This window comes from Pseudomonas sp. 21 (assembly GCF_000955805.1).
GTDB lineage: Bacteria > Pseudomonadota > Gammaproteobacteria > Pseudomonadales > Pseudomonadaceae > Pseudomonas.
In genome coordinates, this window is the sequence record NZ_JYOA01000007.1 from 809,098 (window position 1) to 822,371 (window position 13,274).

The following is a 13,274-nucleotide window of genomic DNA, read 5'->3' on the forward strand; positions in this document are numbered from 1 at the left end:
CATGGCGCGCTCCTACAGGTTGTGTCAGCTCGCAGGACGCATAACGCCCCAAGCGTTATCCGCCGTTACCCTGCGAGAGCGGCTAGAGTGGGGATTCCATCCAGAACAACGGATCGCGTCCCCATGAAGTTGCTGCTCCTTTCCCTCGGCCTGTTGGCCTTCTCCTCTTTCGTCCAGGCCGCTGCCGACTGCGCCGACGCCCAGACCCAGGCGGATATCAACGCCTGCGTCGGGTCCGCTTACAAAGCCAGCGACAAGCGCCTCAACGACCTCTACGGGCATTATCGCCAGCGCCTGGATGCCGGGCAGAAGAAAGCCCTGACCGCCGCGCAGAAGGCCTGGCTGAACTACCGCGACCTGAGCTGCAGGTTCGAGACGTCCAGCGCCGAGGGCGGCTCCGGTTACCCGATGGCCTACAGCAATTGCCTGAAGGCCATGACCGACAACCGCATCAAGGAACTGCAGACGCTGTCCGACTGCCAGGAAGGCGACTTCAACTGCCCCGCACCGAAGCGGTGAGCTGCTTTGCAGGAGGGGCCTCGCGGCCATGACTGGAGCCCGGCTCTTGTAGGAGCGAGCTTGCTCGCGAACAGGTTTCCCGGTTGCGCCGGTGTTGGGCGGGTTCGCGAGCAAGCTCGCTCCTACAGGGTTCCCTGCAAGTTCTCGGCGTTGAGGCAAAAAAAGGGAGCCTTGCGGCTCCCCTGGAGAGACGGCCGCGGAAGTGGAGTCGCGGCCGGGGTCGGTTGCGCCGTCAGGCGGCGCGGAACAGGTTGTGCGGGTCGATGACGAACTTCTTCGGCACGCCGGCATCGAACTCGCCGTAGCCTTTCGGCGCCTGGTCCAGGGTGATGACTTCCACCCCGACAACGTCGGCGATCTTGATGCGGTCCCACATGATCGCCTGCATCAGCTGGCGGTTGTACTTCATCACCGGGGTCTGGCCGGTGTGGAAGCTGTGCGACTTGGCCCAGCCCAGGCCGAAGCGGATGCTCAGCGAGCCCTGCTTGGCGGCCGCGTCCACCGCGCCCGGATCCTCGGTGACGTAGAGGCCCGGAATGCCGATCTTGCCGGCCACCCGCACCACACCCATCAGCGAGTTCAGCACGGTGGCCGGGGCCTCGTGCTGCGATCCGGAATGACCGTGACCGCGGGCCTCGAAGCCCACCGCGTCGACCGCGCAGTCCACTTCCGGCTCGCCCAGCAGGTCGGCGATCTGCTCGTGCAGCGGGGTGTCCTTGGACAGGTCGGCGATTTCGAAGCCCTGCGCCTTGGCGTGGGCCAGGCGGGTCGGGTTGACGTCGCCGACGATGACCACGGCGGCGCCCAGCAGGCGCGCCGACGCAGCGGCGGCGAGGCCGACCGGACCGGCACCGGCGATGTAGACGGTGCTGCCCGGACCGACGCCGGCCGTCACCGCGCCGTGGTAGCCGGTGGGGAGGATGTCGGAGAGGCAGGTCAGGTCGCGGATCTTCTCCATCGCCGCGTCGCGGTTGGGCAGGCGCAGCAGGTTGAAGTCGGCGTAGGGAACCATCACGTACTCGGCCTGGCCACCGACCCAGCCGCCCATGTCGACGTAGCCATAGGCGCCGCCGGCGCGGGACGGGTTGACCGTCAGGCAGACGCCGGTGTGCTGCTCCTTGCAGGTGCGGCAGTGGCCACAGGCGACGTTGAACGGCACCGAGACCAGGTCGCCGATCTTCATGGTTTCCACGCCACGGCCGATCTCGACGACTTCACCAGTGATTTCGTGGCCCAGCACCAGGCCTTCGGGTGCTGTGGTACGGCCACGGACCATGTGCTGGTCGGAGCCGCAGATATTGGTGGAAACCACGCGCAGGATCACCCCGTGGTCGATCTGCTTGCCCTGCGGGTCCTGCATCTTCGGATAGGGGATGTTCTGTACTTCGACCTTGCCCGGGCCGAGATAAACCACACCACGATTGCCAGACATACGCATTCCTCATTGTGTTTGTGGGTACAAAGGCGGGCCTTGCGGCGCGCTGTTTTGCACTGGGATGTCGTGTGTTGCGCGACAGGGCCGGTAGGTACTGCTGGCAGCCGGCTGGGCTGTCGGTGTTGCTCGTGCATGGGGGCTGGGCTTCAAGAGCCCCTCTCCCTAACCCTCTCCCGCAAGCGGGAGAGGGGATATCCGTGTGTGGAGGGAGCGCTGTGTCAGCCGGCGACTCCGAACTGCTCTTGCCCCCTCTCCCTTCAGGGAGAGGGTTGGGGAGAGGGGGTTCTTACAGCACCACCGTCCGATTGGCGTTCAGGAACACCCTCCGCTCGATGTGATAACCCACGGCCTTGGCCAGGGTCAGGCACTCCACGTCGCGGCCCTTGGCGATCAGGTCCTCGGGGTAGTGGGAGTGGTCCACGGGCTCGACGCCCTGGGCGATGATCGGGCCCTCGTCGAGGTCGTTGTTGATGTAGTGGGCGGTGGCGCCGACCAGCTTCACGCCTTTCTGGTAGGCCTGGTGATAAGGCTTGGCGCCCTTGAAGCCGGGCAGCAGGGAGTGGTGGATGTTGATCGCCCAGCCGTCCAGGCGACGGCACAATTCGGGCGAGAGCACCTGCATGTAGCGGGCGAGGATGACCAGTTCGGCGCCTGTTTCCTCGATCACCTGCCAGACCTTCGCCTCCTGCGCGCCCTTGTCGTTCGGGTCGAGGGCGAAGTGGTGGTAGGGGATGCCGTGCCAGCGCGCCAGCGGCTCCAGGTCCGGGTGGTTGGAGACCACCGCCACCACGTCCATCGGCAGCTGGCCGATGCGCTGGCGGTAGAGCAGGTCGTTCAGGCAGTGGTCGGCCTTGGAGACCATGATCACCACCTTGCTGCGGTAAGCCGGCGGGGTCAGCTCGACGTTCATCTGGAAGGGCGAGACGCGATCGGCGAGGCCGGCGCGGAAGGCCGCCTCGTCGAAGCCGTCGCCGGCGCGGAATTCGATGCGGATGAAGAAGCGCTGCGCCAGGCGGTCGTCGAAGGAGTGGTGCTCGGTGACGTAGCAGCGCTGTTCGAACAGGTAGCGCGTGACCACGTCCACCGTGCCCAGCAGGCTCGGGCTGTCGGCGGTGAGGATCCAGGTATCGGGGGTGCGGCTCATGGTCTGACTCCGAAGGATTTCCCCCCGCCGAAGTGGCGAGGGGAATCGACGCCTGTTACGCCGCCACCTGCAGGCCGTACTCGGCGCAGGCGTCCTGCAGCCACAGCCAGATGTAGTCGGAGAAGCTGCGGCGCACCACCAGTTCCCAGGTGTGCTCGCCGGTATGGCGGATCACCAGCTGGGACTTGGCGAAATTGGTGCCTACCGCCTTGCCCACCGGGAAGTTGCTTGGGTGCACGTCGTAGCCGGTGGACTTCATCAGCACTTCGCGGACCTTGGCGCCTTCGAGCTCCAGCAGGGTCTGGCCGCCGCTGACGTTGATCACCGAGTAGTGCAGCTCATCGCCCAGCGCCTCGCGCAGGCGCTGCTCGACGGCGAATTCCTCGCCACCGGGGACGATCAGCAGCCACTCGTCCGGACCGAGCCACTGCAGCGAGGTTTCGCCCTTGGCTACCAGGCCCAGGGCGACCGGCAGTTCCAGCCCCAGGGCCTTGTGCACGCCGCCGGCGAAGGCCGGGTCGTGGGCGTCGCCGCGCAGGGTCAGGTGGCCGAGGAATTTCTTCTCGCGCAGGGTCACGCCGGCGTTGGCCACCTTGCGCGCGGCGAGCTTGTCCAGCTCGGCGTGGTGCAGGGGCGATTCGGCCTGGATGCCATCGGCGGGGCGTTGCTGGTAGAGGTTGGCTTTGCTCATGTTCTGTTCACCTTGGGATTCTGGCGCTTTCCCTCTCCCCAACCCTCTCCCTGAAGGGAGAGGGGGCGGATCGGCTTTTGCTTGCAGCTCGTGGCTTGCCGCCTGAGGCTGCTTTCAATCAATCCACGTTCTGCCGTTCCCCTTTCGGGTCGTAGAACACCGAGCTGCAAATCTCAGCCTCGATCACCCGGCCATCGGCCAGCGGCGCGTAGACCTTCTCGCCCAGGCGCTTGATGCCGCCCTTCACCACTGCCAGGGCGAAGCTGTAGCCCAGGCTGCTGCTCATGTAGCTGGAGGTGACGTGGCCGACCATGGTCGCCGGGACCGTGTGCTGCGGGGTGAACAGCAGTTGCGCGCCCTCGGGCAGCAAGTCCATCGGGTTGGTCGGCTTCAGGCCCACAAGCTGCTTGCGGTCTTCGCGCTGGCAGTCGGCGCGGTTCATCCCGCGCCAGCCAATCCACGAGAACGGCTTGGTACGACCGACCGCCCAACCCATGTTCAAGTCGTCCGGGGTGACCGAGGCATCGGTGTCCTGGCCGACGATGATGAAGCCCTTCTCGGCGCGCAGGACGTGCATGGTCTCGGTGCCGTACGGCGTCAGGTTGTACTTGGCGCCGGCCGCGATGATGGCCTCCAGCACGCCCATGGCGTAGTTGGCCTGGATGTTCACCTCGTAGGACAGCTCGCCGGTGAAGGAGATGCGGAACACCCGCGCCGGGACGCCGGCGACCTTGCCTTCCTTCCAGGTCATGAAGGGGAAGGCGTCCTTGTCCAGGTCGATGTCGGTGACCTCGGCCAGCAGCTTGCGGCTGTTGGGGCCGGACAGGGTCAGGGTGGCCCAGTGGTCGGTGACCGAGGTGAAGTACACCTTCAGCTCCGGCCATTCGGTCTGGTGGTACAGCTCCAGCCACTCCAGCACGCGCGCCGCGCCGCCGGTGGTGGTGGTCATGACGAAGTGGTTGTCCGCCAGGCAGGCGGTCACGCCGTCGTCGAAGACCATGCCGTCTTCCTTGCACATCAGGCCGTAGCGGGCCTTGCCCACGTCCAGCTTGGTCCAGGCGTTGGTGTAGACGCGGTTGAGGAACTCGCGGGCGTCCGGGCCCTGGATATCGATCTTGCCCAGGGTCGAGGCGTCCAGCAGGCCGACCGACTCCCGCACGGCGCGGCATTCGCGGGCCACGGCGGCGTGCATGTCTTCGCCGCGCTTGGGGAAGTACCAGGGGCGCTTCCATTGGCCGACGTCCTCGAACTCGGCGCCGCTCTTTACGTGCCAGGCGTGCAGGGCGGTGAAGCGCACCGGCTCGAACAGGTGGCCGCAGTGACGGCCGGCGACGGCGCCGAAGGTCACCGGGGTGTAGTTCGGGCGGAACATGGTGGTGCCGGTGTCGGCGATGCTCTTGCCCTGGGCGCGGGCGGCGATGGCCAGGCCGTTGATGTTGCCCAGCTTGCCCTGGTCGGTGCCGAAGCCCAGCGCGGTATAGCGCTTGACGTGCTCGATGGACTCGAAGCCCTCGCGGCAGGCCAGTTCGATGGCGGCGGCGGTGACGTCGTTCTGGGTGTCGACGAACTGCTTGGGTGCGCGCGCCGTGGATTTCTCGTGGGGCACCTGGAACAGCGCGAGGGTGGCGTCCTCGGCGCGCTCGGCGACCACCGGCAGCTCGCCTTCGACGGCCTTGAAGCCGCCGTCGACAGCGGCCTGGCTGCCGGCCTGGTAGCCGTCGGCCAGGGCATCGGCGAGGCGGAACACGCCGTTCACCGCGCCGGCACAGATGCGCTTCTGGAAGGCCAGGCCGGGCACGAAGGCGAGGATGTCCTCGCGCCATTCCGGCTTGCCGCCCAGGTGCGAGGCCAGGTGCACCACCGGGCTGTAGCCGCCGGAGCTGGCGACCAGGTCGCAGTCCAGCCATTCGCCGGGCGCGTTGACCTTGTGGCGGAAGGTGTCGATGGAGGCGACCTTCGCACCGGTCACGCGTTTGCTGCCGCGTGCCTCGATCACCGCGCTGCCGGTGATGACCCGCATGCCGCGCTTGCGCGCTTCCTCGACCCATTCGCCGCGCGGATTGGGGCGGGCGTCGGCGATGGCGACCACCTGCAGGCCGGCTTCCTGCCAGTCCAGGGCGACGCGGTAGGCGTAGTCGTTGTTGGTGGACAGCACCAGTTTCTTGCCCGGTGCCACGCCGTAGCGGCGCACGTAGGTGGAGACGGCGCCGGCGAGCATGTTGCCCGGCACATCGTTGTTCGCGTAGACCAGCGGGCGCTCGTGGGCGCCGGCGGCCAGCACCACGCGGTTGGCCCGGACGCGGTGCACGCGCATGCGCACCTGGCCCAGCGGCGCGGTCTCGCCGATGTGATCGGTGCGGCGCTCATGGATGGTGAGGAAGTTGTGGTCGTGGTAGCCGTTGACCGTGGCGCGCGGCAGCAGGATCACGTCCGGGTTGCCTTCCAACTCGGCGATGGCCTTGGCCACCCACTCCTCGGCCGGCTTGCCGTCGAGGGTTTCGCGGGTGTCGAGCAGGCTGCCGCCGAACTCTTCCTGTTCGTCGGCGAGGATCACCCGCGCACCGCTGCGCGAGGCAGCCAGGGCGGCGGCGATACCGGCGGGGCCGGCGCCGACGATCAGCACGTCGGCATGGTGGTTCATCCAGTCGTAGCTGTCCGGGTCCACTTCGGTGGGCGCGCGGCCAAGGCCGGCGGCCTTGCGGATGTACTTCTCGTAGGTCAGCCACATGGACTGCGGGTACATGAAGGTCTTGTAGTAGAAGCCGGGCGGCATCAGCTTGCCGCCGACCTTGCCGAAGATCCCCATGAGGTCGTTCTGTACGTTCGGCCAGCCGTTGGTGGCGGTGGCCACCAGGCCGTTGTACAGCGCTTGCTGGGTGGCGCGCACGTTGGGCACCTGGGTGGATTCGCGCGAGCCGATCTGCAGGATGGCGTTGGGCTCTTCGGCGCCGGCGGCGACGATGCCGCGCGGGCGCGAGTACTTGAAGCTGCGGCCGAGGATGTCGACGCCGTTGGCCAGCAGGGCGGCGGCCAGGGTGTCACCGGCGAAGCCCTGGTAGCTCTGGCCGTTGAAGCTGAAGGTCAGCGGCTTGTTGCGGTCGATGCGACCGCCACGGGACAGGCGATTGATCTGGCTCATTAGGCCTTCTCCACGGCGGGCTGGACGGCGGCTTGCTTTTCGGTGTCAGCATCGGCGGCGGTGACGCTGGGTTTTTCGCCGATCTTGTAGGTTTCGAGGATTTCGTAGGTCACCGTGTGGCGGGTGACGTTGAAGTACTGGCGGCAGCCGGCGGCGTGCACCCACAGCTCGTGGTGGATGCCGCGCGGGTTGTCGCGGAAGAACATGTAGTCGCCCCACTCGGCATCGGTGCAGGCGGCGGGGTCGAGCGGGCGCGGGATGTGCGCCTGGCCCTTGGCGTGGAATTCCTCTTCGGAACGCAGCTCGCCGCAGTGAGGGCAGAAGATATTCAGCATGGTCGTGGCCCTCTTAGTGCGCGACGGCGGCGGCGCCGTGTTCGTCGATCAGCGCGCCGGTGTGGAAGCGTTCGATGGAGAAGGGCGCGGCCAGCGGGTGCGGCTCGCCCTTGGCGAGGGTGGCGGCGAAGACGTTGCCCGAGCCGGGCGTGGCCTTGAAGCCGCCGGTGCCCCAGCCGCAGTTGAAGAACAGGTTCTTCACCGGGGTCTTGCCGATGATCGGGCAGGCGTCCGGGGTGGTGTCGACGATGCCGCCCCACTGGCGGTTCATGCGCACGCGGGACAGCACCGGGAACATCTCGACGATGGCCTGCAGGGTGTGCTCGATCACCGGGTAGGAGCCGCGCTGGCCGTAGCCGTTGTAACCGTCGATGCCGGCGCCGATGACCAGGTCGCCCTTGTCCGACTGGCTGATGTAGCCGTGCACGGCGTTGGACATGATCACGCTGTCGATGATGGGTTTCAGTGGCTCGGAGACCAGCGCCTGCAGCGGGTGCGATTCGATCGGCAGGCGGAAGCCGGCGAGCATCGCCATGTGCCCGGAGTTGCCGGCGGTGACCACGCCGACGCGCTTGGCGCCGATGAAGCCGCGATTGGTCTCGACGCCGATCACTGCGCCGTCCTGCTTGCGGAAGCCGATTACTTCGGTCTGCTGGATCAGGTCCACGCCCAGGGCGTCCGCGGCGCGGGCGAAGCCCCAGGCCACGGCATCGTGACGGGCCACGCCACCACGGCGTTGCACGGTGGAGCCCATGACCGGGTAGCGGGCGCTTTTGGTGCAGTTCAGGTAGGGAATCTCTTCGGCCACCTGCTGGGCATTGAGCAGCTCGCCGTCCACGCCGTTGAGGCGGTTGGCGCTCACGCGGCGCTCGCCGTCGCGCATGTCCTGCAGGGTGTGGCAGAGGTTGTAGACGCCACGCTGGGAGAACATGACGTTGTAGTTCAGGTCCTGGGACAGGCCTTCCCACAGCTTCATGGCGTGTTCGTAGAGCAGCGCCGACTCGTCCCACAGGTAGTTGGAACGCACGATGGTGGTGTTGCGCGCAGTGTTGCCGCCGCCCAGCCAGCCCTTCTCGATCACCGCGACGTTGGTGATGCCGTGCTCCTTGGCCAGGTAGTAGGCGGTCGCCAGGCCGTGCCCGCCGCCGCCGACGATGACCACGTCATACACCGGCTTGGGCGTGGGCGTGCGCCACATGCGCTGCCAGTTCTCGTGGTGGCTCAGGGAGTGCTTGAACAGGCCGAAGCCGGAGTAGCGTTGCATGGGGTGCTCCTGAAATCTCTAGTCGCCGTGCCGCCCCTGTAGGAGCGAGCTGGCTCGCGAATGGCCTCGCAGCGGGGCTGTTCGCGAGCGAGCTCGCTCCTACAGAAGAGCCTCGGGGAATCTCAACGGTAGACCGGGAAGTCCGCGCACAGCCCGGCGACCTGGGTGGCCACCTTGGCCTCGACGTCGGCGTCGCCCAGGTGGTCCAGCACGTCGCTGATCCAGCCGGCCAGCTCGCGGCACTGTTCTTCCTTCAGCCCGCGGGTGGTGACCGCCGGGGTGCCGATGCGGATGCCGGAGGTGACGAACGGGCTCTGCGGGTCGTTCGGCACGGCGTTCTTGTTCACGGTGATGCCGACGCGGCCGAGGGCGGCGTCCGCTTCCTTGCCGGTCAGGCCCTGCTTCACCAGGCTGATCAGCATCAGGTGGTTGTCGGTGCCGCCGGAAACCACGTCGTAGCCGCGCTCGATGAACACCTTGGCCATGGCCTGGGCGTTCTTGATCACCTGGGCCTGGTAGTCCTTGAAGCCGGGCTCCAGCGCTTCCTTGAAGCACACCGCCTTGGCGGCGATCACGTGCATCAGCGGGCCGCCCTGGGCGCCGGGGAAGACGGCCGAGTTGAGCTTCTTCTCGATCTCTTCGTTGGATTTGGCCAGGATCAGGCCGCCGCGCGGGCCGCGCAGGGTCTTGTGGGTGGTGGTGGTGACCACGTCGGCGTAGGGCAGCGGGTTGGGGTACAGGCCGGCGGCAACCAGGCCGGCGACGTGGGCCATGTCGACGAACAGCAGCGCCCCGACCTTGTCGGCGATGGCGCGGAAGCGCGGGAAGTCCAGCGTCTTGGAATAGGCAGAGAAGCCGGCGACGATCATCTTCGGCTGGTGCTCCACGGCCAGGCGCTCGACCTCGTCGTAGTCGATCAGCCCGGTGTCGGTGTTCAGGCCGTACTGCACGGCGTTGTACAGCTTGCCCGAGGACGACACCTTGGCGCCGTGGGTCAGGTGGCCGCCGTGGGCCAGGCTCATGCCCAGGATGGTGTCGCCGGCGTTGATCAGCGCGAGGTACACGGCGGAGTTGGCCGAGGAGCCCGAGTGCGGCTGGACGTTGGCGTAGTCGGCGCCGAACAGCTGCTTGGCGCGATCGATGGCCAGCTGCTCGACCTTATCCACATGCTCGCAGCCACCGTAGTAGCGCTTGCCCGGATAGCCTTCGGCGTACTTGTTGGTCAGCCCGCTGCCCTGGGCCTGCATGACGCGCTTGCTGGTGTAGTTCTCCGAGGCGATCAGCTCGAGGTGGTCCTCCTGGCGCGCTTCCTCGGCATCCATCGCCGCGAGCAGTTCGTCGTCGTAGCCCTGGATCTGGTCTTGCTTGCTGAACATCGCTGGTCTCCCTGCGGCGCCCGGAAGCGCCATGGCCGGTACGGAGCCGAGTGGCCCCCATGGCAGCGATGGTATGACTGGCCCAGCCGGCCCAGATGCCTGCGCACGTCGCGGGTAGGTGCGTTTGCGACATGCTGCGACCGGCGCAAAAGCGACCGGGTGCGTGGAATTGCTCGTGGCGGCTGGTCAGAATGCGACATGCCCGCGCCAGGATGGCGCGGCCCGCGGAGCCTTGCCGATGAAGCGCTTCTTCTTATCTGGTTCGCTGTGCCTTGCGCTGCTGTCGCCGACGCTGTCGGCCTGGGGCATGTCGCGCTTGTTCGACGGCGACGCACGGGTCTGGGTGCAGGGCCGGACGCTGTGCTTCGGCGGCGCGGCGTTCAAGTCGCCCGGCCTGTTCTTCAATCGCACGCTGCAGGTGGATGAACGGCAGGTGACGGTGCACGCCATCGAAGTCGCCCGCGAGCCTTACGAGCCGTTCTGGTCGTCGGCCAGCATCGAACCGACCCGGGGAGTGCCGCTGCACAGCGACACCTGCTTCGCCTATGGCCAGGCCATCACCGGCTTTCGCCAGAAAGCCCCGGCGCGGCCCCTGGAGCCTGGCCTGTACAACGTCACCCTCGGCGGGCGCGACAACGCCGGGGACGGCCAGCGCGCGACCTTCATGAAGACCTTCTGCCTGGAAGCCCGCGGCGCCGGGGTGGCGGTGATCGATGCCGGCTATGACGAAAAGCAGGGGCGCTGGGTCTGCAACCCCCCGCAATGAAGCTGCGGATAGGAACCGCCCGGCCAAGGGACTAAACTGCGCCCCTCACGAAATGCGAGGACGCCATGAACCGTTCCCTGACTCTGCTTTCCGCCCTGCTGCTCACCGCGACGCTGCAGGGCTGTGGTGACGACAGCAAACCCGCCAAGGCCGAAGCGCCCGAAGCCGCCAGCACTGCCGCCGCGGCCACCCCGGCCGGCGACAGCTGCAGCGGCCATGTGCTGGAGAAGGCGCTGCCGCCGACCAAGGCCATCTACGGCTATCCCTACCTGTCCCGCGAGTGCGGCTACGACGACGCCACCATCGTCTACGGCAAGGCCGACGGCAGCCAGCACCTGGTCGTGACCCTGACCGACACCGGCCTTCCGGCGCCGGGCGCCGACCAGCAGGGTGAGGCGGCCAAGCAGTACCTGGCCGCCCAGGCCAAGCTGCGCGACACCACCGCCAAGAACGTCTCGCTGCTCAACCAGGCCCGCCAGGCCGCATTGCAGAATGGCACCGCCGCGCAGTTCGGCGGCGAGCAGTACCTGCCGGTGATCGACAGCACGCGCATGGGCGACCCACTGGCCATCAGCGTGCCGGGCCCGGACGACAAAGCCGGCGAATCCAGCCTGACCGGCCTGATCAAGGGTCGCTACGTGCTCAACATGACCTCGCCGGACAAGCCCAACGGCGGTACCGCCCAGTCCCTGCGCGAGCTGTTCGTGCCGATCTCCGAGCAGATGGCGCTGACCAAGCTGCCCTGACAGATAGAGAGATATCTGACGGGAAGTCATACCGATTTCTGATCCTCCGCCTCACCTAGTTCTTAGGAAAATTCTCGGCATCGCTCATTACCGATCGCCAGAGACAGAGGTGGAGGACCATGAAATTCACATTGAGAAACCTGCCCCTGCTGCTGGCCGCGACGTTTCCGCTGGCCGGCCATGCGCTGCAGATGCCTGCGCAACCGGCACCCGAGGTCAAGGCCTACAGCGGTGCGGACGGCGTCAAGGTCTGGCTGGAACAGATAGGGCCGCGCAAGGCCAATATGTTCCTGGTGCGCATCGGCGGGGTGGCCCACGCATGGAACATGCGCATCCATCGAATGGATGGCCTCAGCCTGCTCGATGAGTCCCTGTTCAAGCTGCATTCCCAGGGCAGGGGACCAATTGCCCTGGTGCTGCGTGGCGACTGCGGTGAAGTGATGCTCCCCGGCGAGGGCAACGCCCGGAAGGTCTGCTACGACCAGCAGTTGTCGGCGACCCAGGATGCCAAGCAGTTCGTCAGTGCCTACGTGAACCAGCGGCTGTAAGAGTCCGGCTGCACGAGAGGCGGGGTTTTCGCTACGCTGCTGACTGACATTTCTGCGCAGTGCCGAGGCAGCCCCATGACCGACAACACCCAACAGTTCGCCAGCGACAACTATTCCGGCATCTGCCCCGAAGCCTGGGCGGCGATGGCCGAGGCCAACCGCGGCCACGAGCGCGCCTACGGCGACGACCAATGGACCGCCCGCGCCTCCGACTACTTCCGCGAGCTGTTCGAGACCGACTGCGAAGTCTTCTTCGCCTTCAACGGTACCGCCGCCAACTCCCTGGCCCTGGCGGCGCTGTGCCAGAGCTACCACAGCGTGATCTGCGCCGAGACCGCCCACGTCGAGACCGACGAGTGCGGCGCGCCGGAGTTCTTCTCCAACGGCTCCAAGCTGCTGCTGGCGCGCACCGACGCCCAGGGCAAGCTGACCCCTGAGGCGATCCGCGAGATCGCCCTGAAGCGCCAGGACATCCACTACCCGAAGGCGCGCGTGGTCACCATCACCCAGGCCACCGAGGTCGGCACCGTCTACCGCCCGGACGAGCTGCAGGCGCTCAGCGCCACCTGCCGCGAGTTGGGTCTGCACCTGCACATGGACGGCGCGCGCTTCTCCAACGCCTGCGCCTTCCTCGGCGCGACCCCGGCCGAGCTGACCTGGAAATCCGGCGTCGAAGTGCTCTGCTTCGGCGGCACCAAGAACGGCATGGCGGTGGGCGAGGCCATCCTGTTCTTCAACCGCGAACTGGCCGAAGGCTTCGACTACCGCTGCAAGCAGGCCGGGCAACTGGCCTCGAAGATGCGCTTCCTCGCCGCGCCCTGGGTCGGCGTGCTGCAGGACGACGCCTGGATGCATTACGCCAGCCACGCCAACCGCTGTGCACAACTGCTGGCCGAGCGCGTCGCCGACGTACCGGGTGTGCAGCTGATGTTCCCGGTGGAAGCCAACGGCGTGTTCCTGCAGATGTCCGAGCCGGCGCTGGAAGCCCTGCGCCAGCTCGGCTGGCGCTTCTACACCTTCATCGGTGCGGGCGGCGCGCGCTTCATGTGTTCGTGGGACACCGAGATCGCCCGCGTCGAGGAGCTGGCGGCTGACATCCGCAAGGTCATGGGGGCGAGCTGAAGCGCGCCTGAGTTGTCCCCAGGCGCTGGGGACGGTTGCACGGGCAACCTGTCCCCAACCTGTGGATGAATGCCTGCAGGCCACGGAGGACATGGCTTGCAATGGCGTGGTCGAATTTTGATCAGGGCGGTTCTTGGTAGGAGCGAGCTTGCTCGCGAACCGCATTCCGCCTGCGTTCACGGTGTAAAG

At 67.0% G+C, this 13,274-nt stretch carries 12 protein-coding genes; 5 read left to right on the top strand and 7 right to left on the bottom strand.

Translation table 11 applies throughout. The annotated features are described in order from the left end of the window. Nucleotides 1–123: 123 nt before the first annotated feature. On the top strand, nucleotides 124–519 hold the full coding sequence (locus tag UB43_RS19215) for a lysozyme inhibitor LprI family protein (RefSeq protein ID WP_045214053.1): 396 nt from the start codon (nucleotides 124–126) through the stop codon (nucleotides 517–519). A gap of 232 nt (nucleotides 520–751) precedes the next feature. On the opposite strand, the gene fdhA is transcribed toward UB43_RS19215, so the two are convergent. The 7 genes from fdhA to glyA all read right to left on the bottom strand — a co-directional run bounded on the left by fdhA (nucleotide 752) and on the right by glyA (nucleotide 9,903). After that, a complete protein-coding gene (gene fdhA, locus UB43_RS19220; protein ID WP_045214055.1) occupies nucleotides 752–1,951 on the bottom strand; it encodes a formaldehyde dehydrogenase, glutathione-independent in 1,200 nt (399 codons plus the stop codon). A gap of 289 nt (nucleotides 1,952–2,240) precedes the next feature. After that, a complete protein-coding gene (locus tag UB43_RS19225) occupies nucleotides 2,241–3,098 on the bottom strand; it encodes a formyltetrahydrofolate deformylase (protein ID WP_045214058.1) in 858 nt (285 codons plus the stop codon). Nucleotides 3,099–3,153: 55 nt separating this feature from the next. Next, nucleotides 3,154–3,789 (bottom strand): sarcosine oxidase subunit gamma, encoded by a 636-nt coding sequence (locus UB43_RS19230; protein ID WP_045214061.1) that lies wholly within the window; start codon nucleotides 3,787–3,789, stop codon nucleotides 3,154–3,156. A 118-nt stretch (nucleotides 3,790–3,907) separates the two neighbouring features. Further along, the gene (locus UB43_RS19235; RefSeq protein WP_045214062.1) at nucleotides 3,908–6,928 is read right to left on the bottom strand and encodes a sarcosine oxidase subunit alpha; all 3,021 of its coding nucleotides are present in this window, start codon (nucleotides 6,926–6,928) and stop codon (nucleotides 3,908–3,910) included. Further along, on the bottom strand, nucleotides 6,928–7,263 hold the full coding sequence (locus UB43_RS19240) for a sarcosine oxidase subunit delta (RefSeq protein ID WP_045214064.1): 336 nt from the start codon (nucleotides 7,261–7,263) through the stop codon (nucleotides 6,928–6,930). Before UB43_RS19240 ends, UB43_RS19235 begins: the two co-directional genes overlap by 1 nt. Nucleotides 7,264–7,276: 13 nt before the next feature. Beyond that, the gene (locus tag UB43_RS19245) at nucleotides 7,277–8,527 is read right to left on the bottom strand and encodes a sarcosine oxidase subunit beta (RefSeq protein ID WP_045214067.1); all 1,251 of its coding nucleotides are present in this window, start codon (nucleotides 8,525–8,527) and stop codon (nucleotides 7,277–7,279) included. A 122-nt stretch (nucleotides 8,528–8,649) separates the two neighbouring features. Continuing rightward, nucleotides 8,650–9,903 (bottom strand): serine hydroxymethyltransferase, encoded by a 1,254-nt coding sequence (gene glyA / locus UB43_RS19250; protein ID WP_045214069.1) that lies wholly within the window; start codon nucleotides 9,901–9,903, stop codon nucleotides 8,650–8,652. A gap of 238 nt (nucleotides 9,904–10,141) precedes the next feature. On the opposite strand from glyA, the gene UB43_RS19255 reads away from it, so the two are divergent. The 4 genes from UB43_RS19255 to UB43_RS19270 all read left to right on the top strand — a co-directional run bounded on the left by UB43_RS19255 (nucleotide 10,142) and on the right by UB43_RS19270 (nucleotide 13,085). Continuing rightward, the gene (locus tag UB43_RS19255) at nucleotides 10,142–10,669 is read left to right on the top strand and encodes a hypothetical protein (protein ID WP_045214071.1); all 528 of its coding nucleotides are present in this window, start codon (nucleotides 10,142–10,144) and stop codon (nucleotides 10,667–10,669) included. A 65-nt stretch (nucleotides 10,670–10,734) separates the two neighbouring features. Beyond that, nucleotides 10,735–11,415: a hypothetical protein gene (locus UB43_RS19260; protein ID WP_045214074.1), complete on the top strand. Its 681-nt coding sequence runs from the start codon at nucleotides 10,735–10,737 to the stop codon at nucleotides 11,413–11,415. 119 nt (nucleotides 11,416–11,534) lie between these two features. Further along, entirely contained in the window at nucleotides 11,535–11,963 is a 429-nt protein-coding gene (locus UB43_RS19265; protein WP_045214077.1) for a hypothetical protein, read from the top strand. A 75-nt stretch (nucleotides 11,964–12,038) separates the two neighbouring features. Continuing rightward, a complete protein-coding gene (locus UB43_RS19270; protein WP_045214079.1) occupies nucleotides 12,039–13,085 on the top strand; it encodes a low specificity L-threonine aldolase in 1,047 nt (348 codons plus the stop codon). Nucleotides 13,086–13,274 lie beyond the last annotated feature (189 nt).

What these genes read in the sequence shown, in the direction of transcription:
- UB43_RS19235 (WP_045214062.1), bottom strand. Translation starts at nt 6,928, where the DNA reads ATGAGCCAGATCAATCGCCTGTCCCGTGGCGGTCGCATCGACCGCAAC.
- UB43_RS19265 (WP_045214077.1), top strand. Translation starts at nt 11,535, where the DNA reads ATGAAATTCACATTGAGAAACCTGCCCCTGCTGCTGGCCGCGACGTTT.
- UB43_RS19230 (WP_045214061.1), bottom strand. Translation starts at nt 3,789, where the DNA reads ATGAGCAAAGCCAACCTCTACCAGCAACGCCCCGCCGATGGCATCCAG.
- glyA (WP_045214069.1), bottom strand. Translation starts at nt 9,903, where the DNA reads ATGTTCAGCAAGCAAGACCAGATCCAGGGCTACGACGACGAACTGCTC.
- UB43_RS19260 (WP_045214074.1), top strand. Translation starts at nt 10,735, where the DNA reads ATGAACCGTTCCCTGACTCTGCTTTCCGCCCTGCTGCTCACCGCGACG.
- UB43_RS19270 (WP_045214079.1), top strand. Translation starts at nt 12,039, where the DNA reads ATGACCGACAACACCCAACAGTTCGCCAGCGACAACTATTCCGGCATC.
- UB43_RS19245 (WP_045214067.1), bottom strand. Translation starts at nt 8,527, where the DNA reads ATGCAACGCTACTCCGGCTTCGGCCTGTTCAAGCACTCCCTGAGCCAC.
- UB43_RS19255 (WP_045214071.1), top strand. Translation starts at nt 10,142, where the DNA reads ATGAAGCGCTTCTTCTTATCTGGTTCGCTGTGCCTTGCGCTGCTGTCG.
- fdhA (WP_045214055.1), bottom strand. Translation starts at nt 1,951, where the DNA reads ATGTCTGGCAATCGTGGTGTGGTTTATCTCGGCCCGGGCAAGGTCGAA.
- UB43_RS19225 (WP_045214058.1), bottom strand. Translation starts at nt 3,098, where the DNA reads ATGAGCCGCACCCCCGATACCTGGATCCTCACCGCCGACAGCCCGAGC.
- UB43_RS19215 (WP_045214053.1), top strand. Translation starts at nt 124, where the DNA reads ATGAAGTTGCTGCTCCTTTCCCTCGGCCTGTTGGCCTTCTCCTCTTTC.
- UB43_RS19240 (WP_045214064.1), bottom strand. Translation starts at nt 7,263, where the DNA reads ATGCTGAATATCTTCTGCCCTCACTGCGGCGAGCTGCGTTCCGAAGAG.